The 20,712-nt window shown below is 66.7% G+C and carries 24 protein-coding genes and 1 tRNA gene; 13 read left to right on the forward strand and 12 right to left on the reverse strand.

Annotated elements, in window-relative coordinates:
- Positions 1-932, reverse strand: a 932-nt coding sequence (locus tag FV234_RS08615; protein WP_147828748.1) for a LysR family transcriptional regulator, incomplete at its 3' end; no start/stop codon positions are given.
- Between the two features lie 97 nt (positions 933-1,029).
- On the opposite strand from FV234_RS08615, the gene FV234_RS08620 reads away from it, so the two are divergent.
- Together FV234_RS08620 and FV234_RS26470 are read left to right on the forward strand one after the other, a co-directional pair.
- Positions 1,030-1,407 carry a hypothetical protein gene (locus FV234_RS08620; protein ID WP_147762273.1) on the forward strand — a complete coding sequence of 126 codons (378 nt, stop codon included), beginning with the start codon at positions 1,030-1,032 and terminating at the stop codon, positions 1,405-1,407.
- 127 nt (positions 1,408-1,534) lie between these two features.
- On the forward strand, positions 1,535-1,855 hold the full coding sequence (locus FV234_RS26470; RefSeq protein ID WP_210250867.1) for a hypothetical protein: 321 nt from the start codon (positions 1,535-1,537) through the stop codon (positions 1,853-1,855).
- Here the strand turns inward: FV234_RS26470 and FV234_RS08625 are convergent.
- The 7 genes from FV234_RS08625 to FV234_RS08655 all read right to left on the reverse strand — a co-directional run bounded on the left by FV234_RS08625 (position 1,826) and on the right by FV234_RS08655 (position 6,614).
- Positions 1,826-1,902, reverse strand: a tRNA-Arg gene (locus FV234_RS08625). The genes FV234_RS26470 and FV234_RS08625 overlap by 30 nt on opposite strands.
- Before the next feature lie 826 nt (positions 1,903-2,728).
- A complete protein-coding gene (locus tag FV234_RS08630; protein ID WP_147764587.1) occupies positions 2,729-3,034 on the reverse strand; it encodes a hypothetical protein in 306 nt (101 codons plus the stop codon).
- Between the two features lie 638 nt (positions 3,035-3,672).
- Positions 3,673-3,939: a hypothetical protein gene (locus FV234_RS08635; RefSeq protein ID WP_210246533.1), complete on the reverse strand. Its 267-nt coding sequence runs from the start codon at positions 3,937-3,939 to the stop codon at positions 3,673-3,675.
- Between the two features lie 66 nt (positions 3,940-4,005).
- Entirely contained in the window at positions 4,006-4,224 is a 219-nt protein-coding gene (locus FV234_RS08640; protein WP_147764589.1) for a hypothetical protein, read from the reverse strand.
- Positions 4,224-4,409: a hypothetical protein gene (locus FV234_RS08645; protein WP_147764590.1), complete on the reverse strand. Its 186-nt coding sequence runs from the start codon at positions 4,407-4,409 to the stop codon at positions 4,224-4,226. Before FV234_RS08645 ends, FV234_RS08640 begins: the two co-directional genes overlap by 1 nt.
- 557 nt (positions 4,410-4,966) lie before the next feature.
- Positions 4,967-5,827 carry an SDR family oxidoreductase gene (locus FV234_RS08650; RefSeq protein ID WP_147764600.1) on the reverse strand — a complete coding sequence of 287 codons (861 nt, stop codon included), beginning with the start codon at positions 5,825-5,827 and terminating at the stop codon, positions 4,967-4,969.
- A 544-nt stretch (positions 5,828-6,371) separates the two neighbouring features.
- Complete coding sequence (locus tag FV234_RS08655; RefSeq protein ID WP_147764591.1) at positions 6,372-6,614, reverse strand: hypothetical protein; 243 nt, start codon at positions 6,612-6,614, stop codon at positions 6,372-6,374.
- Positions 6,615-6,733: 119 nt separating this feature from the next.
- On the opposite strand from FV234_RS08655, the gene FV234_RS08660 reads away from it, so the two are divergent.
- From FV234_RS08660 to FV234_RS08695, 8 genes are all read left to right on the forward strand, one after another.
- On the forward strand, positions 6,734-9,064 hold the full coding sequence (locus FV234_RS08660; RefSeq protein ID WP_246686140.1) for an FdhF/YdeP family oxidoreductase: 2,331 nt from the start codon (positions 6,734-6,736) through the stop codon (positions 9,062-9,064).
- A 192-nt stretch (positions 9,065-9,256) separates the two neighbouring features.
- The gene (locus FV234_RS08665) at positions 9,257-9,766 is read left to right on the forward strand and encodes a hypothetical protein (protein WP_246686141.1); all 510 of its coding nucleotides are present in this window, start codon (positions 9,257-9,259) and stop codon (positions 9,764-9,766) included.
- The gene (locus FV234_RS08670; protein ID WP_147828750.1) at positions 9,763-10,014 is read left to right on the forward strand and encodes a monovalent cation/H+ antiporter complex subunit F; all 252 of its coding nucleotides are present in this window, start codon (positions 9,763-9,765) and stop codon (positions 10,012-10,014) included. Before FV234_RS08665 ends, FV234_RS08670 begins: the two co-directional genes overlap by 4 nt.
- Complete coding sequence (locus tag FV234_RS08675) at positions 10,011-10,295, forward strand: monovalent cation/H(+) antiporter subunit G (protein WP_147828751.1); 285 nt, start codon at positions 10,011-10,013, stop codon at positions 10,293-10,295. The genes FV234_RS08670 and FV234_RS08675 overlap by 4 nt, the downstream gene beginning before the upstream one ends.
- Entirely contained in the window at positions 10,292-10,543 is a 252-nt protein-coding gene (locus FV234_RS08680) for a DUF4040 domain-containing protein (protein ID WP_147828752.1), read from the forward strand. The genes FV234_RS08675 and FV234_RS08680 overlap by 4 nt, the downstream gene beginning before the upstream one ends.
- Positions 10,540-11,316, forward strand: coding sequence for an MnhB domain-containing protein (locus tag FV234_RS08685; RefSeq protein WP_147828753.1), 777 nt, complete (start codon positions 10,540-10,542; stop codon positions 11,314-11,316). Before FV234_RS08680 ends, FV234_RS08685 begins: the two co-directional genes overlap by 4 nt.
- Complete coding sequence (locus FV234_RS08690) at positions 11,313-11,732, forward strand: cation:proton antiporter subunit C (RefSeq protein ID WP_246686142.1); 420 nt, start codon at positions 11,313-11,315, stop codon at positions 11,730-11,732. Before FV234_RS08685 ends, FV234_RS08690 begins: the two co-directional genes overlap by 4 nt.
- Complete coding sequence (locus tag FV234_RS08695; protein WP_147828754.1) at positions 11,729-13,483, forward strand: proton-conducting transporter membrane subunit; 1,755 nt, start codon at positions 11,729-11,731, stop codon at positions 13,481-13,483. Before FV234_RS08690 ends, FV234_RS08695 begins: the two co-directional genes overlap by 4 nt.
- Positions 13,484-13,615: 132 nt before the next feature.
- Here FV234_RS08695 and FV234_RS08700 read toward each other — a convergent pair whose 3' ends face one another.
- The 3 genes from FV234_RS08700 to FV234_RS08710 form a co-directional block, all read right to left on the reverse strand.
- Positions 13,616-14,662 carry a YihY/virulence factor BrkB family protein gene (locus tag FV234_RS08700; protein ID WP_147751952.1) on the reverse strand — a complete coding sequence of 349 codons (1,047 nt, stop codon included), beginning with the start codon at positions 14,660-14,662 and terminating at the stop codon, positions 13,616-13,618.
- A 110-nt stretch (positions 14,663-14,772) separates the two neighbouring features.
- Positions 14,773-15,663 carry an ImmA/IrrE family metallo-endopeptidase gene (locus FV234_RS08705; RefSeq protein ID WP_147765358.1) on the reverse strand — a complete coding sequence of 297 codons (891 nt, stop codon included), beginning with the start codon at positions 15,661-15,663 and terminating at the stop codon, positions 14,773-14,775.
- A 262-nt stretch (positions 15,664-15,925) separates the two neighbouring features.
- Positions 15,926-16,234, reverse strand: coding sequence for a hypothetical protein (locus FV234_RS08710; RefSeq protein ID WP_147828755.1), 309 nt, complete (start codon positions 16,232-16,234; stop codon positions 15,926-15,928).
- Positions 16,235-16,353: 119 nt separating this feature from the next.
- Here FV234_RS08710 and FV234_RS08715 point away from each other — a divergent pair, with 119 nt between their 5' ends.
- The 3 genes from FV234_RS08715 to FV234_RS08725 all read left to right on the forward strand — a co-directional run bounded on the left by FV234_RS08715 (position 16,354) and on the right by FV234_RS08725 (position 18,462).
- The gene (locus tag FV234_RS08715) at positions 16,354-16,806 is read left to right on the forward strand and encodes a GNAT family N-acetyltransferase (RefSeq protein WP_147828756.1); all 453 of its coding nucleotides are present in this window, start codon (positions 16,354-16,356) and stop codon (positions 16,804-16,806) included.
- A gap of 718 nt (positions 16,807-17,524) precedes the next feature.
- Entirely contained in the window at positions 17,525-18,229 is a 705-nt protein-coding gene (locus tag FV234_RS08720) for a Crp/Fnr family transcriptional regulator (RefSeq protein ID WP_246686143.1), read from the forward strand.
- A complete protein-coding gene (locus FV234_RS08725) occupies positions 18,226-18,462 on the forward strand; it encodes a hypothetical protein (protein ID WP_147828758.1) in 237 nt (78 codons plus the stop codon). The genes FV234_RS08720 and FV234_RS08725 overlap by 4 nt, the downstream gene beginning before the upstream one ends.
- 468 nt (positions 18,463-18,930) lie before the next feature.
- On the opposite strand, the gene FV234_RS08730 is transcribed toward FV234_RS08725, so the two are convergent.
- Positions 18,931-20,709 carry a hypothetical protein gene (locus FV234_RS08730; protein ID WP_147828759.1) on the reverse strand — a complete coding sequence of 593 codons (1,779 nt, stop codon included), beginning with the start codon at positions 20,707-20,709 and terminating at the stop codon, positions 18,931-18,933.
- Positions 20,710-20,712 lie beyond the last annotated feature (3 nt).

Genomic DNA, 20,712 nt, shown 5'->3' on the forward strand with positions numbered 1-20,712 from the left:
CGCTCGGCCTCCGCCGCCTCCCCCGCCAGCCGCACCAGCACCTGCCGCAGCCAGCGGTGGGCCGGGTCGTCGTCGTAGGAGGTGTGCCAGAGCATCGAGACGGCGACCTCTTCGAGCGCCACCGGCGCCGGGCTCACCGTCAGGCCGAGGGCGTCGGCGAAGTAGGTCGCGAGGCGCGCGTGCATCGTCGTGATCACCGGTGCGGCGCGCACCAGGAACGGCACCACCAGGAAGCGCGGCGTCGTGAGCGCGAGGGTGCGCGCCCGGCCGATCTTGGCCAGCGCGTCGTCGACGACCCCGTGGGCGGTCTCGCGCAGGCTGGTGAGGATGTGCGGGAAGCGCAGGTAGTCGTCGAGCGAGATCGGCGGTACGAGCCCGACCTGGCCGGCGTCGAACAGGCAGACGTAGGTGTCGCGGTAGAGCAGCCGCTGCTTGTGGTGGGTCTGGCCCTCGAACCCGAAGCCGATCGCGAGGTCGACCCGGTCCGCGTCGAGCTCCTCCAGGATGTGCGTGCGATCGACCGAGCGCAGCAGCAGGCGGATGCCCGGCGCCTCCGCGCGCAGGTAACCGAGCAGCCGCGGCCCGAGCAGCACCTCGGTGCTGTCCGGCAGGCTCACGGTGAAGGTCCGCTCGGTCGTCGCCGGGTCGAACGCCGCCTCGCGCCGCACGATCGCCTGGATCTGTCGCAGGGCCGCGCGAACCGGCTCGACGAGTGCCAGCGCGCGCGGGGTCGGGCGCATCCCGTCGGGGGCGCGGGTCAGCAGCTCGTCGTCGAACAGCCGGCGCAGGCGGGCGAGGCTCGAGCTCATCGCCGACTGGCCGACGCCGATCCGGGCCGCGGCGCGCGTCACGCTTCGCTCGGCGAGCATCGCGTCGAGGGCGACGAGGAGGTTCAGGTCGACGCGGCTAAGATCGATATGATCGATAGTCATCAACGATACGATCGGTTTGATCCATGCTGCACTGCAGAACATATTCGTGACCAAGGCAAGGGCATCGGGCCCTTCGCAGCACGAAAGTCACACGACCATGTTCACCAAGACCCGCAGCCGCACCGTCGCCCTCGCCGCGATCCTCGCCCTCTCCGCCGGCCTCGGCACGGCGGCCGCCGCCGAGATCAAGCCGGCCCAGGCCGGCAGCGTCGATCTCGGCACGCTCTCGGGCGTCGCCTACTACACGGCCGAGCCGAAGGGCTACCGCGTCGTCGTCACCCTGGCGCCCCGGGCCGCCGCCCCGGCCGTCCGCTTCGAGACGGTGCTGGCCGACGACCAGAGCGTCACGCTCTCGACCCCCCGCCAGGCCGACGCGCCTGCCGAGACGATCGAGATCAGCCGCGCCGGCGACCGCATCCTGGTCCAGCCGTCCCGGACCAAGGCCGTGACGCTCGAGGCCGCGGCCGTCGATTGATCGCGCCCGGTATGCCCGGGCTCGCCGACCCTCCCGGTCTCTCGACGAGGCCGGGAGCAGGCGTTCGTCGCAAAGCCGCCCCGTCGGTCCGCATGCCCTCCAAGGCGCGGCCCAGCGCCACGCGGACATGCTCGCGAAACACCTGCCCCGCGCCGGCAGCTCGCAGCCCCTGCTCCGCACCTCGTCGGGTTCTTCCGGCGGGTTGATCTACCGCAGACTGATCGAAGGCTTCGGTGCGTTCAGACGCGAGCGCATTACAGGCGGTCGAAACCCGTTCGACGAAGCTTGGCTTCGAGGCGTGCCGATCGCGTCGAGATCGATTTACTCTGGATTGGAGGGGACAAAGCCAATCCGTAAAACCGTCATCGCTGACGCCGACTCATCGGCCGCGCATCGTGTTCGCGGTTTTCTATGGAAATGGCGCACCCGACACGATTCGAACGTGTGACCTTTGCCTTCGGAGGGCAACGCTCTATCCAGCTGAGCTACGGGTGCTGACCGTGCGGATTTCCTAGCCGATGCGGTCGCCGCGCGCAACGGGGCAGTGTCGCGGGCGGTCGTGTATAGATCGATGGCGGTGCTCAAAGAGATAATGGCGAGTGCTCCTGCGGCGTAGATCACCCGTTCGAAGCATGTCGGGCGATGACTTGGTAGAGGGGTGGAGCCCGCACGCAGGTGCCGGCAATTTGTCAAAAGATGCAACTGCGGCGAGAGTTCGGCCCTCGGTGTTCGCCGCGCCTGCGCCGCGCCGAAGCGCCTCACGGTGGCACTCCGACGGCGTTGGTTTTTCGCTGTGAGGTGAGTGCCTGCGAAGGCCATCGTGTGTGACGAACGCGTCGCCGACTGCTGCGAATGCAGCGGTGTGGTCGAAGATGCACGAGAACTCGCGCCCCTGTGCGGTATGCGAACCTAATCGTCCAGCAAGCCCGTCAGGGGCGGGTGCGTAGGCGGAAAATTAGATCTTCGATGAACCGTGCAGTCGTTAGTAGCGTATGCCGTGACAACCGCCTGGTTCATCTGCGCTGGGCACCGGCGCCGGATCGGCTTCCAAGCGAGTAATGCGTAGTTTGCTCAGAAGGTTGTCGACATTGGGCATGCACCAGCTGTCTTGCCTCGGTTCGCACACCATGATGCTAGCGTAAATAGTCCAGAAGGCGTGAATAAATCCAGCGCTCGTGTTTGGGTCGAAACGAAGGCTTGGCAGTAACGGGAGCAGGATTGAGTCGCTCTGGTCTGAGCCCAGCAATCTCCTTGAGGAACTGCTGCAGCAGCCCCACTGCCTGCTCAAGCCGCCGCTCGTGTGAGATCGTGCGCGTAAGCTTCACACCGCCCGAGCGGCTTCCGCAGCGCAGGCCGTCGCAATGCGCCCTTGGGATGGGGTGGTGTCAGCAGCTTCGTCGTCGGTGCCGAGCTGCAAAAGGCCGGAATCGGAGGCCGCGAACTCGTGACCCGTGCCGCCACTGTTGATGTCGGCCATCAACATCGCGGTCGTCACCCGGTCGAACGATTGTGGCGGGTCGACGTGCAAGTTGCCGGGGGGCGGGGGATCCTCGGAGGAGTGCGGCATGGCTTGTTCAAATCGTCTGCGCCGAACCCTCCGGTCACTTTCATGCCGGCTCTTGTTCATCGACGCAGCCCTTCCCGGCGCATATAGTTCTGGGCAGAGCGCATATAGTTCTGGGCAGAGCGCAAGAGATGAGTTCTCGTAACAAGCGGGACTGAAGGACCGAGATACGTTGGTGCGGGCGCTCCCTCCGTCGTCATTTGCGCGACTGGAGTGGAACACCCGTTCCGATGCGGTTTGTTGCGAGACTATGCCGGGTGGCAATCCTAGCCACCGCCGCCGCTGCTCGACCCGCCACCCGCGCTGCCGTTTGGCACGGCCCGCTCGGGTAGCCGTGCGTTACCCCCAGCCGCCGAGTCCATTGTGGTGGCCTCGGCTTTCGTTACGCCGCGGCTGATCACCAGGTCGCGATCGTTGCCCGTTGTGTTGGGTTGCACGGCGATCATCGTTCCGGTGGTCCGCGGCGTAGCGGGGACGTTATCGGTCGGCGTGAGCTCCTATGTGAGAGCCCCGGTGGAAATGCCGATCGGGAGCAGAGCCAACACTAATCTTTTCAAGGACTGCGTCTCTATATCCATAGATATGAGTGTAGAAGGCATTCAATTTATAAAAATACTTCCAACGGAATAGCGATGTCTCTCTAGAGTCGCGCTCACCACCTGTCGTTTCGGTTCGATAGCAGACCGAAGGCGGGCTTAACCTTAAATCGCCCCTGGGAGATCGCGAGGACGGTCATCTTCGTCAGTCGTAGCATCCGTGGTCAGCCGATTGCTGGCATGGTCGTGATACTGCTCGCTCCGGACGTTCTTGCTGTCCAGACCGCGCGCATCGCTGTGGCGGGACTTGTCGCGGTTACTGAGAACCATGTTCTCTGGCAGGACGCCCTCCGGAAGGTCGGTCATCGCGCCGGTGCCGGTGTTCTTGCCTTGCGCGCCGGGGCCCATGGTATGCTTGTTCGCCTTCGCCATGCATCGTCACCCTTGTCAGTCGAAAAGGTTCCAACATCCGTGGTTTTGCTCGACGGCCCCTGCCCGTCAGTGCGAGCGGGCCGCGCCCTTGCCTGGGGCATCGTGAGCGTGATGCTGGTCTGGTTCGCCGCCGCCGCCGGAGACATGGGACTTGGAGTCGTTCGTCGGGCTGCCCGGATTTGGGCCGTGCCGGTCTTCGGTCTCGGGCTTGCTGGCATCCTGGTGGCTGCTGCCGGGGCCGCCGTGATGGCGGTCAGCCGCGGGCGTCTTCTTCGAGGTGCTCATCATCGATCCTGCTGGTAGCCCTGATTGGTCGTGTTCACCTTCGCGTTTCCGGCTTGCCCGACCTTGTCAGGGTTCTGCGACTGGGCCGCTCCCTTGGGCGCGGTGGAGAGCGGGACCTTGGGGGCGCTGCCAGGTCCCTTGTCGGATCGGTTGGCAGGCGGAACGGGTGGGGGCTTGGTGGTCATATCCTGATCCTCGTTCGTTAGGCAGTTCCGATTGAATAATCGTCCTGTAAGCCTGTAGTTTCAGATGCCGAAGCCGTGTTGTTTTTAGATATTTTGCGTCTATATTTTATATCTGCGAGCCATATTTGTGAATGGAATTTTGAATTATCATATTCGCACAAATATTGTCGTCATCCTGCGCGTTCATTTCGTCAGGCGGGCTGGCGTTGGTTTTGGTTGGGTTTCGACGCTGGCGCGGGTTCCAGCTTGAGGGTTTCAGTCAGCGTCTCGCCCGCGATAGAAGCCCCGAGGTAATGCGCGCGCCGTGCCCCTGCATAGAGGTGCTGATGAGTTGCGGCGAAGCGCATAGTCTCGATCCGCCGCCTCGGATCCCAGTCGAGGCTACGCTGCAGGTCCACCAAAGGACGATGTCGCAGGCTTCGCGCTCACCGAAATTTCGGACGCAATCCTGGCCCTTCCGATCCGCGGAGGCATCGATTTCGCAAATACTTCGGCGTTCGCTCGAAGGGGCAAACGTCGTGGGGCTGGTCCATGAGCAAGCTCCTGTCCGAGATTGATCAAAGAATCGGCTTGCCGCCCGTCACCGCCACCGTTGCGCCGGAAACGTAGCTCGCCTCGGCGCTGGCCAGCATCACGTAGACGGGGGCGAGTTCGCAGGGCTGCCCGGGGCGCTTCATCGGCACCTGGCTGCCGAAGCTCCGCACCTTCTCCATCGGCATCGTCGAGGGGATCAGCGGTGTCCAGATCGGACCGGGCGCGACGCAGTTCACGCGGATGTCGCGCTCGGCCAGCAGCTGTGCGAGGCCACCGGTGAAGTTCTGGATCGCGCCCTTGGTGGTGGCGTAGGCGAGCAGTTGCGGGCTCGGCGTGTCGGCGTTCACCGAGGTGGTGTTGATGATCGCGCTGCCGGGCTTCATGTGCGGCAGCGCAGCCTTCACCAGGTAGAACATCGCGTGGATGTTGGTGGCGAAGGTCACCTCCCACTCCTCGTCGCTGATCTCTTCGGCGTTCGCGAAGGTCTTCTGGTGGGCGGCGTTGTTGACGAGGACGTCCACCCGCCCGAATTCGGTCACGGCGCGCTCGACGATCGCCCGGCAATGCGTGGCATCCTTGATATCGCCCGGCATCGAGATCGCCCTGCGGCCAGCCGATTCGACCAACCGACAGGTCTCGGCGGCATCCTCGTGCTCGTCGTAGTAGCTGACGAGCACGTCGGCGCCTTCGCGAGCGAAGGCCAGCGCCACCGCCCGACCGATGCCGCTGTCGCCGCCGGTGATGATCGTCTTGCGTCCGGCGAGCCGCCCGCAGCCCTTATAGTGCGCCTCACCGTAATCGGGCGGCGGATCCATGTCCGCGTCGCGCGCGGGTGGGGTAAGTCGGCGCTGATGCTCGAAGGGCGGCTTCGGAAAGTCCTTCATGTCTGAGAGTTCTGTCACGGCGAAGCATCCTTGCTCGACGACGAAGACGTGATCCAGCATGCAGTTGCGTCGAACCGACTACACGTCACCGGCTGAGATCTCAGCGCAATCATTAACAAATATTAAGTCGGTAGTTTTTCAGTCCATACCGTACGCCGACAAAGCAGCGTAGCGGCGTGTCCTCATGACGATACCCGTTTCAAACGGACAACCGGACTGACAAGACATTGTTTCAGATCGATTGCAGGATGGCCGAGCTTGCTGATGTGGTGCGGGGTTCCTGGCCAGCGTAGCGGGAGAGGATGGAAAGGCCGTGGGTTGAGGCCGTAATCTAAAACTGTCCCGATCCTGATCGGATCGAAGCAGAGAAGCTGTCCGAACGAGCTCGGCCGTCGAGCGCATCGGGAAACCTTCCGGCATCTGACGATCGGAGAGGGTCAACTCAGGCCGTCGTCGTTCGTAACCGTGGCGCTGAATGGGGCGGTGAGCACGTGGTTGCCGGCCTCATCGGCAACCTCGAAGCCGCAATCCATCCCATCGCGGATCAACGTTCGTCCACCGTACGTCGGCTGCGCAGCAAGAGCGCGACGGCAAGGCAGGCCAGCCCCCCGGCGCCAGCAAGGATCATCGACGGCCGGACACCCGTCCGCGCAGAGGCTCGCGAAAGGGCGACTTCCATGCCACCGGTCATGTTCACGGCGAGTGGAACGACCTTCGTATCCAGGAAAAACTTCGGCGCCGACGGCCGGGAAGGCTTTTCCAAGGTGTAATCGCGCCCGATGACCATACTAACCTCTGTTAAGAACAGGAAAATCTCGCGAACAATTCTGAAGGTGCATGAGTTGTGGCGGAAACGCTGCCGAACGGCAGGTGTTTCCTCGATTGTCCAACTCCGGAGTGCATCCGTTGGAAAAGCCGACCTTCAAGCCATACCGCCTGCCCTCCGGCGGTTGGGGATCGGCCCTCTCGGTGGGCAACATCCTCAGGCGCGAGGGCGTGCTGGCGAGCGTCCCGGTGGCCCTGACGCGCCACAACAAGGTGGACGGATACCAGTGCACCAGCTGCGCATGGGTGAAGCCGGCCAGCCCGTTGCCGTTCGAGTTCTGCGAGAACGGCGTCAAGGCGGTGGCCTGGGAACTCACCGCGCATCGCTGCACGCCGAAGTTCTTCGCCGAGCACACCGTCACCGAGCTGTTGGGCTGGGACGACTACCACCTCGAACAACCTGGCCGCCTGACCCACCCCCTCCGCTACGACGCCGCCAGCGACAAGTACGTGCCCGTGTCCTGGGGGCATGCGCTCGACGAGATCGCCCGCGAGTTGCGCGCGGTCGAGGATCGCCGGAAAGGCACGGTGTTCTACAGCTCCGGGCGGCTGTCGAACGAGGGGAGCTACCTCTACCAGCTCTTCGCCCGGCTCTACGGGAACAACAACCTGCCCGACTCGTCCAACATGTGCCACGAGACGACCTCGGTGGCCCTGCCGGCGAGCATCGGCCAAGCCGTCGGAACGGTCGACCTCGGCGATTTCGGCCGTGCCGACTGCATCCTGTTCTTCGGTCAGAACCCGGGCAGCAACGCACCCCGGATGCTCCACCCGCTGCAGGAGGCAAGCCGGCGCGGCCTCCCGATCATTACCTACAACCCGCTGCGCGAGCGCGGACTGGAACGCTTCCTGAACCCGCAATCGCCGACCGAGATGCTGACCGGCAAGGACACCCGGATCAGCTCGCAGTACCATCAGGTGAAGGCTGGCGGCGACCTCGCGGCGCTCGCCGGCATCTGCAAGTCCGTGCTGGAGACCCACGACGCATCGCGCGCTGGCGGCGGTCCGGCCGTGCTGGACGAAGCCTTCATCGCCGAGCACACGCATGGCTTTTCGACCTTCGCCGACTGGTTGCGCGCGCAGGATTGGGACGAATTGGAGCGCCGCTCGGGCTTGCGTCGGGCCGACATGGAGGCGACCGCGACGGTCTATTGCCGGTCAAGCGCCGTGATCGGGGTCTACGGCATGGGGCTGACACAGCACAGGGCCGGGGTCGAGACCGTGCAGATGCTGGTCAACCTCCTGTTGCTGCGCGGTAATCTCGGCCGCGCAGGAGCCGGGATCTGCCCGATCCGGGGGCATTCCAATGTCCAGGGCCAGCGCACGGTCGGGATCACCGAGAAGCCGGAACTCTTCGACCTCGATCGTTTGGGCGCGCAGTTCGGCTTCGAACCGCCGCGCGAGGCCGGCTACAACACGGTCGAGGCCTGCGAGGCGATCCTCAAGGACGAGGTGCAGGCCTTCTTCATGCTGGGTGGCAACTTCGTGCGGGCGATCCCCGACCACGGTCAGATGGAGCCGGCCTGGCGCCGGCTCCGGCTGACCGTCAACGTGATCACCAAGCTGAACCGCTCGGCATTGTTGCCCGGCGAGATCAGCTACATCCTTCCCGTGATCGGCCGGCTGGAGATCGACGAGACCAAGTCCGGGCAGCAGGTGCTCTCGATGGAGGACACCTCGGCCTGCGTCCACGGGAACCGGGGCTTGCGCCGGCCGGCCTCGCCGCACCTCATCAGCGAGATCCGACTGATCTGCGAGCTTGCCCAGCGGGTGCTCGAGCCCAACCCCCGCGTCCGGTGGGCCGACTACCAGGACGACTACGCCGAGATCCGGAAGGAGATCAGCGAGACGTTGCCGGAGTCGTTCTGGGACTACGAGCGGCGGATGTGGGAGCCGGGTGGATTCCAGCGGCACCTGCCGGCCAACAAGCGCGAATGGCGCACGGACACGGGCCGGGCGAACATCGTGACCCCGACGGGCCTCGACGAGGACGCCGACATGCCGGATGTGGGTCACGGCGTCCTGCGTTTGATGACGCTGCGGTCGAACGACCAGTTCAACACCACCGTCTGCGGCTACGACGACCGCTTTCGGGGCATCAACAACACACGCAAGGTGGTGCTAATGAACCGCTCCGACATCGACAGGCTCGGGCTGAAGATCGGGCAAGCGGTGACCCTCAAGACGGTCGCCGACGACGGCGTCGATCGCCGGCTACCCGGCATGCTCGTGGTCGCCTACGATATCCCGATCGGCTGCATCGGCGGCTACTATCCGGAGTGCAACGTGCTGATGCCGATCTGGCACTACGCCATCGGCAGCAAGACCCCAGCGGCGAAGACCATCCCGGTCACCGTGCAAGCCGACGATCCACGTGTGCTCGAGCCGCAGCTCGAATACGCCACGGGGTGAGGGCTGCACCTCCCCGCACCACCGGGCGGGCGGAGGGGAAGTAAGGCAGGCGGGATCGCGCAAGTCCGGGATTTCCTACACGAAACCGTGTCGGCACATTCGGGGATCGGCATCGGGGCAGCCACGGTCTGGCCTAGCTGGGCGCATGACCTTGCTTCTCGCGGCGGCCGGTTCAGGATCGATGCGGGCAAGATGGATATGGGCGAGATGGATGCGGTCAGGACCGATCGGCAGCATCAGGAGCGATCGACGCGCGACGCCGCGGCGATCTGGATCGCCCTCGACTTCGCCTACCTGGTCTTCGCCGGTACGGTGAGCGTGAACGAGTGTGTGGCTGCGATCGTTTGCGCCACGCTCGCGACGGCCTGGTGGTGGGGCGTGGGACGGCGGGGCGGCGTGCGGTTCCACTTCGACCGGGCGGCGTTTCGGCCGCTCGGGGCGGCGATCCTCGGCCTTCCCCGCCAGACTACCCGGGCGGGTCGTGATCTTGTCGAGGCCCTGCGCGCGGACGGCGCGGGCGGAAGGATCTGCAAGCAGAGCGTAGCGGAGCTGGCCTGGGCCACGCCGAACGGGCCGACGGCCCCAGCCGCGCGCGCCATCGGTCTGCTCGCCGCGTCCCTGGCTCCGGACAGCTTCGTCCTCGTCCTCGACCGCGCGCATGGGACGGTGGCCACGCATGCTCTGGGGGACGGCAAGCCGTGACGATCTGGACGGCCGCCATCCTGGCGCTGCTGCCGCCCTTCGCCCTCGCGGTCGCGCTGGCGTGGAGCGGCACCCCCGGCCGGCGCTTCGCCGCCTACCAACTCGCCGGCAGCGTCACGGTGCTGATCTTGACCCTGCTGGCCTTCGCCACCGACCAAGCCTCGATCACGGATCTCGCCTTGACGCTCGTGCTGCTGAACCTGCCGGGCACGATGCTTTTCGCGGTCGTCCTGGAGCGCTGGATATGAGCGTCGCGATCGGCCTTCTGCTGGGCCTCACTGTCATCGTCACGTGGTTCGCGGCCTTCGCCTTGTGGCGCCTACCCCGGGCCCTCGACCGGCTGCACGTCCTCGCCTTCCTGAACGTCACCACCTCCGTCCTCGTCACGGCGGCGGCCTTCCTGGCCGACGGCGTTTCCGGGCGTTCGGTCAAGATCCTGCTGACGATGGTCGTCTTTCTCGCCTGGGCGGCGGTGCTGTCGCACGTGTCCGGCCGGGCCGTGCTGATGCGCGAGGGCCGGTCGGCATGAGCGTGATCCTGCCCCTGCTGTTCCTGCTCACCGCCTGCTCGGGCACCGCCGTGGTGCTCGTCCGGGATCCCGTCCGGCAGGTCTTCGCCATCGCGGCCAACGGCCTCGTCCTGACGATCCTCTTCGCCGCGCTGCAGGCCCCCGATGTCGCCCTGTCGGAGCTGGCGGTCGGCTCGGCGGCGGTGCCGCTCCTCTTCTTCGTGGCCCTCATGGCGGTGCGCAACCAGCCGCCCGAGGAGGAATCGTGAGCCTGCGCCTGCGCGTCGCGCTGCTCGCCCTGGCCGGCGTGATGCTGCTTCCGGGCGCCGCGGCGGTGATCGCCGGATTGCCCCGCTTCGGCGCCACGATCGCCGCCTACGGCGAGCGCATCAACGCGATCGTGCCCGAGGCGCGCCACGTGGCCAACATGGTCAGCGCGATCAACTTCGACCTGCGCGGCCTCGACACCCTCGGCGAGGAGTTCATGCTGCTCGCCGCCATCACCGGAACGGTCGTGCTGCTGCGCGGCCGCCGCGGCGAGGGCAGCACCGAGCGCGCCCTGCGTCAGCCCGGGCGGGCGGTGATCCCGCGCTCCGAAGCCGTGGTGCTCGTCTGCCGGATCGCGGGCCCGCTCACCGCGCAGTTCGGCCTGTACGTGGTGCTGCACGCCACCGTCACCCCGGGCGGGGGCTTCCAGGGCGGCGTGATCCTCGCGTCGGGTACGCTGCTGATCTACCTCGGCGAGGGCTATGCCGGCTGGCGCGACGCGGTGCGCAGCCATTGGCTCGATGGGCTGGAGGGCGGGGGCGCCCTGCTCTTCACCCTGTGCGGGCTGGCGCCGATGCTGGCCGGCGGCGCCTTCATGCAGAACGTCCTGCCGTTCGGCACCTTTCGCGACCTGATGTCGGGCGGTCTGATGCTCGTGGAGAACCTCGGCGTCGCCCTGGCGGTGGCGGGCGGCTTCACCCAGCTCTTCCTGGAATTCATGGAGGAGACCCGCGAGGCGGACGAGGCCGACGAGCCGGGGGAGGAATCGGCGTGAACGCGGTCTCGGGCATGCTGCCTTACGCGGTCGCCGCGTGGCTGTTCGGCGCCGGGCTTTACGGCATCGCCACGAGCCGGAACTTCATCCACCTCGTCGGTTGCCTCGGCGTGTGCCAGTCGGCGACCTACGTGCTGCTTCTGGGCCTCGGCTACCGCTGGGGAAGCATCGCGCCGATCTTCTACGACCACCCGCCGGGCACGCCCGCCGTCGATCCGGTCATGCAGGCGCTGGTGCTGACCGACATCGTGGTCGGCGCGACCCTGACCGCCCTTCTCCTGGTGCTGACGATCCAGGTCTACAAGCGCAGCGGCAGCCTCGACCCGGAGCAGCTCCGCCCGATGCGCGCCGAGGGCAGCTCCGAACGTGCGAACGGGTCGGCGCCCGGTGACGACGGCAAGCGGGCGGCCTCGTGACCCTCGGCTCCGCCGCACTCCTCCCGCTGCCGGTCGCCGTCCCGCTGGTCTTCTGCGCGGCGATGCTGGCAACCGCCCACCTCCTGCCGGGCCGCCTGCCCGACATCCTGGCGACGCTCGCCGCGCTCGCTGTCGCGATCCTGTCCAGCGTGATCGCTGTAGGGGCCGCGGACGGGCCCCTGGTCTACTGGTTCGGCGGCTGGGAGCCGCGCGACGGCGTCCATCTCGGGATCGGCTTCGGGGTGGACGCGGCGAGCGCCTGGGTCGCGGCCTTCATCGGCCTGCTCTACGCGCTCACCTTCGTGTTCGCCTGGGGCTTCTTCGGCCGGACGCACGGACACTTCCATATCCTGATGCTGCTGTTCCTGGCGGCCATGGTCGGGTTCTGCTTCACCCGCGACATGTTCAACCTGTTCGTATGGTTCGAGGTGATGAGCGTCGCCGCCTTCGCGCTCACCGCCTACCATCTGGAGAAGTCCGCCCTCGCGGGCGCGATCAACTTCACCGTGATCAACAGCCTCGCCGGCTTCCTGATGCTCGGCGGCATCGGGTTGATCTACGCCCGGACCGGCACCCTCGACTTCGAGGGCATCGCGGCGGCGGTGGCACGGGGCGGCCGGGACCCGGTGGTGGCGGGCGCGTTCTGCCTCGTCGCGGCGGCACTGATGATCAAGGGCGCGATCGTGCCGTTCCAGTTCTGGCTCGCGGACGCCCACGCGGTGGCGCCGAGCCCGGTCTCGGTGATCTTCTCTGGCGCGATGGTGTCGCTGGGGCTCTTCGGGCTCGCAAAGGTCAGCGCCGTCGTCTTCGCCGGGTCCGAGCAAATCCAGCACGCGCTCCCGGCCCTCCTGACTGGACTCGGCAGCGTCACCGCCATCCTCGGCGGCTGGATGGCGCTGCTGCAGCGCCACCTGAAGCGGATGCTCGCCTTCTCGACGATCTCGCATGCCGGGATCATGCTCACCGCCATCGGGGCACTCTCACCGGCCGGCACCGGCGGGATGCTGGTCTACGTAGTGGGCCACGGCCTGGTGAAGGGCGCGCTGTTCATGATCGCGGGCATTCTGCTCGCCACCCGGGCCAGCATCGACGAGATCGCCCTGCGGGATCTCGGACGCGGCATCGGTCCGGCCGGGATCGCGATGGCCCTGGCCGGTCTCCTGCTCAGCGGCTTGCCGGTCGGGATCCTCGACCAGGGCACGCGCCTCGTCCAGGGGGCTCTCTCGCACCAGGGGCACGGGATCGCGCTCGCCGCGGGCGCCATCGGTGCGGGGCTGACGGGGGCGGCCGTGCTGCGGGCGGCCGGCCGCATCTTCCTCGGCCTCGGGCCCGATCCCGGCGACGAGGCCGGGGCGCCGAGCGATGACGAGCGGGAGAAGGCCAACCGCCCGCTCTGGCTGATGCTGGCCCCGTGCTGCGTCCTGCTGGCCCTCGACGTCGGCATGCCGGCGGGCCTGATCGCCGACGCGATCCCACGCGCCGCCCCGGCCTTCATGCATCGACCCACCATGGCGGCGCTGGCCGAGGGGCCGTCATGGCTACCTTGGGCGTCCGTCGCGCTGGCCCTGGCGGGGGCGGGCTACGGCCTGTTCCGGACGCGGTTGCCGAAGCTCGTCGTCCGCCCGCTCCGCGCGACGCAGTCGGCGCCGACCCGCACCCTCGAGCTGCTGCACAGCGGCCTGATCGGCGACTACGCGGCTTGGCTCGCGATCGGGGTGGCGATCATCTCCGGGGTGCTCACCGTGGGGTGAGAACCTCGCCTCGCCGCATCGGGACCAAATGAAGCGCCAACTCGCATGAGAGATAAGCGCCATGCACCAGGAGACAGCGCACACCGGAGCGCAATCGCACGAGCCGGTGCCGGACCATTCACTCCATCGGTTTCACCTATCCTGACTTGGTCCGACGTTGTCCGCAGCGAAGGCGTCCCGGACGCCAAGGGGTTTGGGCCATCCTTCGGTGCTGTCGCGGGCGGTCTGGCGTTCCATTTCCGAATTGATCTCGGCGCCGAGCAAGACGACCACGATCGAGAGCCACATCCAGGACATCAAGCCGATGCCGGCACCCAGAGACCCGTAGATGCGATTGTAGCTATCGAAGCTCGCCACGTACCAGGAGAACACGCCAGACGTGCAGACCCAAAGAAACGCTGCCAGCGCGCTGCCCCAGGTCACCCAGCGCCATTTCGCCCGGCGCCTGCTCGGGCCGTAGCGATAGATCAGCGTCAGGCTCAGGCTGACCACGACCAGGATGACGGGCCACCGGGCCACGGACAGGATGGTGTCGGCCAATCCCCCGAACCCGAAGCGCGCCAGGATCGCCGGAAGGACGACCACCACGCTGATCGTCAGGAGCAGGAACGCCGCGCCGCCAAGGGTGAACAGAAAGGTCGTGGCGTAGAACCGGATCAGGGTGCGATCCTCCCGTTCCCGGTAGATCACGTTGAGGGCATCGAAGAGGGCGCTGACGCCGGAATTCGCGCTCCAGAGCGCAATCAGCAAGCTGATCGTCGAGGTGAGGCTCAGCGAACCCGTGCTTCGCGCGGCGATCCGCACGAGCTGCTCGGAGAGCAGTTCGAGCGCGGCGGCAGGGAGGATGTAGGTTAGGAGGCCGACATGCTGGCTGATCACGTTGGGATCGGAAAACAACCCGTAGATCGAGACCACGGCCACGAGTCCGGGAAACACGGCGAGCAGGGCGAAGAAGGCGACGCCGCCGGCCGTGGCGAGCACACGATCCTTCGGGAGAGCCCACACGGCGCGCCACAGGATGTCCTGCCATCCTGCCTTCGGAATCTCGGAAGGGCGGTTCGCATCGCGGCCACGATCAGGCTCGCGGGCGCGCTGCCGAGCCGTTTCGAGGGTCGCTGCATCCTGCGGACGCGTGGCGATTGAGCGCCAGTCGTCGCCTTCGTCAACGTCCTGAATCACGGCTACGATCCTGCGAGGACTTGGTACCAGTGATCGCGATTTGATCCTGCTGACATCGGTTCAGCCGAAGTCGTAGCGGCGCGGAGCGTCCGATCCTGCAGGAGTGTCGCCTACCGTCGCCCTGAATGGAAGCGGTGGCGCCAGCCCTCCTCCAGCCTGCGCTCCTCCGCGCTCTCCTCCGGAACGGCTTTGAGACGCAGCAGGATCATCGCAAAGCCACCCTGCTGGAGGTACACCTGCTCGTAGAGCGACGGCACATGGAGGTCGCGCTTCACATCGATCCAGAGATCAGCACTGCAGGCCGCGATGTCGCTCGGGATGCTCGGTTGATGCGAACGGCTGTGAACGAGCGATCGCTCCGGGACCGGGCTTCCGACGGCACAGACGATGGCCGGGAAGGAGAGGCTGCGGTAGCAACGCTGCACCCGGCCGTGGCCCGCCACGACGATGGCGATCCGCTCGGAGTGGTACTGGACGTAGGCCCGGGCCGCCGTCTCCTTACCGACCGCGAAGTCGCGCGCGAGCGCAAGGACGTGCTGCAGATCGGGCTCGCGAAACGCCGTCATAGCCCCCCGTAGGAGGTGCGGAGGCATCAGCAGGAGGCTGGCAAAGCGGTTGGCCTCGACCTCTCTGCGCTGGCGCGGGTCGCCCTCCTTGGCCGTCATGCGCAGCATGTCGGATGTCTTGCACGAGAACCGGTCGGGCTGATCGGGGATGTGGTGCGCCATCAGGAAGTGGCCGAGTTCGTGCGCGATGGTGAAGCGGCGACGCGGTTCGCCCCCGCGCCTGGCGAGGATGGTGCCGTCAGACCGCTTCGTGTCGGTGACGAGGCCGCCCTCGAACGCATCGGTGTCGAGGTCCTCGATCTTCACAATGCCGAGGCGCGCGCACAGCTCCTGGATCGGCACGGGCACCGGAAGGTTCGGCTCGGCCTGTAGGATGCGTTTGACGAGCGCCTCCGGCGAGCCTGCGTCTGCAAGGTCCTTCCTCTTGATCTGCATGCGCGGACCCCTTCGTATTTCCGAGGCGATCCGTCAGGCGCCACGCACCTGCGATCCCAAGACCAGGTTGCAAGGGCGTTCGCGCGAGCGGTAACCCAACCGCGCCATCGTGCGCAAAGGCCATGCTGGCCTGGCATGGCGGCCCCTGTGATCCCGACGGCGTCGGAGGAGCTAAGATCGCGGCCGCGCTTGCCGAGCTGGCACAACGGCGACCGTCAGGTCGAAGGGCTTTTCTCAAATTCATAGACCGGTGATGTCGTGCTCAGAGGCTGGGCCTGCTCAGCCCAAGCTGCGCATGCGCCTCGGCGGGCGTCATCAATCGAACGGCCTCATCCGAAAACCCAAGCGCCCGCAGCTCCGCTCGTTGCTGGTTCGTGATCATCAACGACACGGCGGGAGCTGATGCGGGTCTGGGCAGCGTGACACCCGGCTTAGCGTCGTTCGCTTCGCGCAGCCGGCCAAGGTATGCTTCCTCCGCGGCTGCCTGATCGAGAAACGCTCGGAGATAATCGTCTGCCTCTGACATCGGCGATGCTGCCTCCTTTTTTGTACCAACGACGTGCTTGACCACCCGCCACTCCATAGCAGCGTCTATCTCACGACATCGCGTGGCGAGATTCTTCGCATGGAGCGTAAGCTTTCGTTGATCCGAGCGGCAGGGCTTTTCATCGCGGAGGAGACTTACAGGTAATGCACATTCGTCCCTACCAGCGCGACAGTGACGAATCTTCTGTACTCGCGGTTTTCGATATGGCATTCACCGTCTCTCATTCTTTCCTAGAACGCCGTGAACAGCTTAAGGCGCGTCAGTATCTGAAGCTTGTGCTGGGACACGCCGAAAATTTGATTGCCGAGCTCGACGGCGCAGTGATCGGCTTCATCACCGTGGACGATGGGGGCTACATATCCGCTTTGTACGTCTCTCGTGCCAGCGCCGGTTGTGGATCAGCTCTTCTACGAGCGGCACAGGACCGTCATCGACGCTTCGGGCTTCACGTTTTCGCAGATAACATCTTCGCTGTGAAATTTTACAAAGCGCGCGGCTTTGCGGTCGTCGATGAGGATACACAGATCGATAGCCTCGGGCGCCGGCACCGCCGTTTCGAGATGGAACGCGCGAACGGTTTCGACGCAAATCGGTAGGGCTCGATCACACTGTCGAAGCGGTCGCTTGCGCCGCACTCGAACGTGATTGTGCCAAGCCCGATCACCGCGTCGCAGCTGTGATCGATGCCAGTCCTCTCCGTGTCGAGGGTCAGACCGATGAACGTCGGCTCATTTGGCGTACCAACGCACGCGACGGCCGGTCTAACCCGCCGCAGCACCCGTTACTCCCCGGTACCCTCGAGCACGCTCGCGATGCTGTCGAGAGGCTGCGTCACAGAAATCTTGGCCGCTTCGAAGCCATACGCTCGCTCTGCCGACAGAGGCGGCCCTTCGGCTCGGTAGCAGGATACGGTCGCAGTTCCCAAGCCAGACCTCTCGCGGCCGGGTCCTCGAGAGGATCGATAGTGGCTCGGATGAGTGACACCAACGACCGACCAGGCGTTCATCTAGATAAGCCATGGCCACCTGTGTCAGCTCAGCGGGTTTGGGGTTTTATCGTCTTGGGTCGAGCGATTGCCTTAACCGAGGGCCATGGGGCTGATCAGGCGGTTTTCGATGGAGCACGTCCGGTTGGCGCTCGGCGATCACTATCCTAGATAGCAAATCCGATGTGGCTGTTCGCGACGGCCCATCAAGGGTTGTAGCTTCTTCGAGCCTCGCGACAAAGTTTGGGTGAAAGGCAATGCCACAGGCAAGCGACGACCTTTACAAGGCTGCCCCGCCCGGCGACGGCAGAAGTACCAATCCCCTGATCTTGAAGCTGGAAAGCCTTGCCACACTCGCCGACGAAGACCGGGCGGTGCTTGAGCAGATCAGCGCGAACCCTCAGGTCATCGAACCTGGGATCGATTTGATCAGCGTCGGCGACAAGCCGGACGGCGTCTACCTGATCATGGACGGGATAGCCTGCCGATACACCCTGCGGGCCAACGGTGCCCGCCAGATCATGGCCTACCTCATTCCGGGCGACTACTGCGACCTCGACGTGGCCCTGCTTGCCCGGATGGACCACTCGATCGGCACCCTGGCCACCTGCAAGGTCGTGCGGATCGATCTCGCGACCATTCTCGAATTGCTACGGCACCATCCCGGCATCGCTCACGCGCTGCGGCTCGCCACGCTCGTGGACGAGGCGACGTTGCGCGAGTGGGTCGTCAACCTCGGACGGCGGTCCGCCCCGGAGCGCATCGCCCACCTGATGTGTGAGCTTTTGCTTCGCCTGCGCGCGGCAGGACATGCCGCCGATGAGGGCTATCCCCTGCCGATTACGCCAAACGACTTGGCCGACACCACCGGCCTCACGACCGTCCACGTGAACCGAACGCTCGCGGATCTGCAGCGGCAAGGGCTGATCGCGATGTCCGGCGGGTATCTGCGCATTCTCGATCGAGCGCGGCTGGAGGCTCTGGCCGAATTCAGGCCGGAATACCTCCACCTCGGCGGGAGGGTTGCAGCATGAACCTGCGTCTTCAGCCGGTGCAGGTGGCCACCGGCAGCAACGATCAGGAGAGCCGGCTGGTCTTCCACGACGGGTTCCTGGTCGCCATCCTGGTCCAGCTCTCGGACCTTCACGAGACGGACGCGGGCAAATGGTTCCTAGAGGCTGGGTTCGGCCCGGTGGGCGACGCGCACCCACCGTTGTTCAAGGATCTCGACCGTGCGCAGGCCTGGATCGCCGAACAGCTGCCATGATCGCCGGACGCGGCGTGTCATTCGGGCGACCAACCACACGATCAGGCGCACGGCCGTCACCCGCCGCGTCGGCCTCACAGCGGTCGCCGCCTCTCCCATGATAAGCATCGTGCTGACGGGTGTCGCCCGTTCACGCGCCGGCACGATGCCCTTCACGGTCTGTCATGGCAGAGGTCTGGCCTCGGAGAAGTGGTTCTCGATAAGGTGTGGTTTCGAGCCATGCGGCTTACCTCTCGCCCTATGAGAAGTATCGCGCAATGGCAGGTGCCGTGCATGGATCGCGCGGCGAGGCGTCCTTTCCCATGTGCGAGGGTGGAGGGGGGATCGGTGTCTCCTTCTGGGGCGTGTCGTCTCGATCCCCTCTCTGTTTCGAGCGTGCCCGGCTTGAACACCAAACGCACGGATCTCGGGCAAGCCTGGGATCCGTTTGAGAACGAACTGCCGCCTCATCCGAACGTGCGGTTCAATTCAAGAGCGCCCGTTGCCGAGCGCCGCGCGCAAACGCGTCGCGTAGCGCTCCACCGAGCGCGCGTGGCGTGCGGCTTCGTTCGGATCTCCGGTGGCGGCCTGCGCCATGTTGGAGAAGCCGAGCTGGAAGGCGAGGTAGCAGGGGGTCAGCAGCGCCAGGAGGTCGGGGTCGACGCGGGTTCCCGCCCTGTCGGCGAGCGTCGGCAGCAGGGCGTGGGGGTCGAGGGCGAGCTCCACGGCCGCGCCGGCCACGTCCCAGGCGATGTCCTGGCAGCCGACGAGGTCGTGGCCGGCATGGTGGTCGAGGGCGTCGGCCTTCAGGAGCCGCCCGTCCGGGAGTACCAGCCACTCCCAGGCGTGCAGGCGCCCGTCGACCTCGACCGGGCGGACCCGCCGGGCGAGGGATTCGATCTGCGCAGGCGTCCAGGCGTCGAGGGCGCGAGCGATGTCGGGGCCGAGCGCCTCCGCCGTGTTGTGGCGCGCCATCGCGACCAGGTCGGCGAGCGACGCGCCCCGTCCGGCCTCGCGAGCGAAGGCCCGCGCTCGGAACCCGAGATAATCTCCGGCCCGTTCTCCAAGGTCCGGTAAGGCGAGGTGCGGGGCCGGGGCGCCTACGTCGCGCGTCCAGCGGTCGAGGGGCCGCGCCTCCGCCATCCAGCGTTCCACGAGGAAGCCGTGGCGGTAGCCGGCCGGCTCCGGCGTGAAGCCGGCCGCGTGCAGGCTGCGGGCGCGGTCGAGCCTGCGCCGGGCCGCCGGCCCGAGCCCGGCGAACTTGGCGAGCCACGGCCCGCTCGGGGTTCGCGCCAGGACCTTGCGCCGCTCCTGCGCGGTGTTGGCCGGCGGCCAATCGGCCTCGCTCGCGTAATGCCGGCGCCGCCAGGCTCCGCCCGAGAGGTCGTCGAGGGGCCCTACCAGCGGGCCGGTCAGGTCGGCGATCCAGCCGGCGAGCGTCGGCCGGTCGCCCTCGATCAGGTGGTCGGCCGACGGTGCGACGTGACGCGCGAGCCCGTTCCAGCGCGCGCGGTGGCGCGAGCTTGCCCGGTCGCCCGGTGCGCCGGGATGGCTCGGGAACAGCGCGATGCGGGCCTGCGCCACGCCCCAGGATTCGAGCGTGTCGACCACGGCACCGAACGAGCTTCCGGACAGGCCGGGTCCCTCGTCGACGACGGCGTAGGCCGGCGGATCGCCCGCGCGGAGGCGGGCGGTCAGCGGCGCGGAGAGCGCCAGCTCCCGCCGGAACGGGTGCCCGGTCGGCCGGACCGTCACCGGGTCTGCGGCGTCGAGGGCGGCGGCGACCATCGCCCCGAGCGGGGTACCGATGCTGCGGATGCCGACGACCCGCGTCGCCGCCGTCAGGCCGGAGGCGACGGCCGCCATCGCGTAGCCCTCGGGGTAGAGCGCGTAATGGGCGAACCCCTCCGCCCAGCGCGTGGCGATGCGGCCGGGCAGCGTCACGCCCGCGAATTCGCGCAGGATGTCCGGTCCAGGCATCTCGCCGTCGAGGCCGCCCCGCCACGAGGCCCAGGTGGCCCGGGCGAGCCGCATCAGCACGACCGTGGCGGCATCCGTAGCCGGCGAGGGCGCATCGGCGCAGAAACCCTCGAACGCCGCGTCGGCGATCCCCTGCGCCAACTCGCCGGCCTCGATCAGGGCCGCTGTCAGGGTGCCGTGGCGGAGGATCCCAGGCGCCGCGTCGGCGCCTTCGCGGAGCAGGGCGTCGAGCCCGGCGATCCGCGCCCGCGGGTCCCCGGTCCAGGTGGTCTCGCCGTAGACGAGCACCGG

Origin of the sequence: Methylobacterium sp. WL8 (genome assembly GCF_008040045.1) — a bacterium.
Lineage (GTDB): Bacteria > Pseudomonadota > Alphaproteobacteria > Rhizobiales > Beijerinckiaceae > Methylobacterium > Methylobacterium cerastii.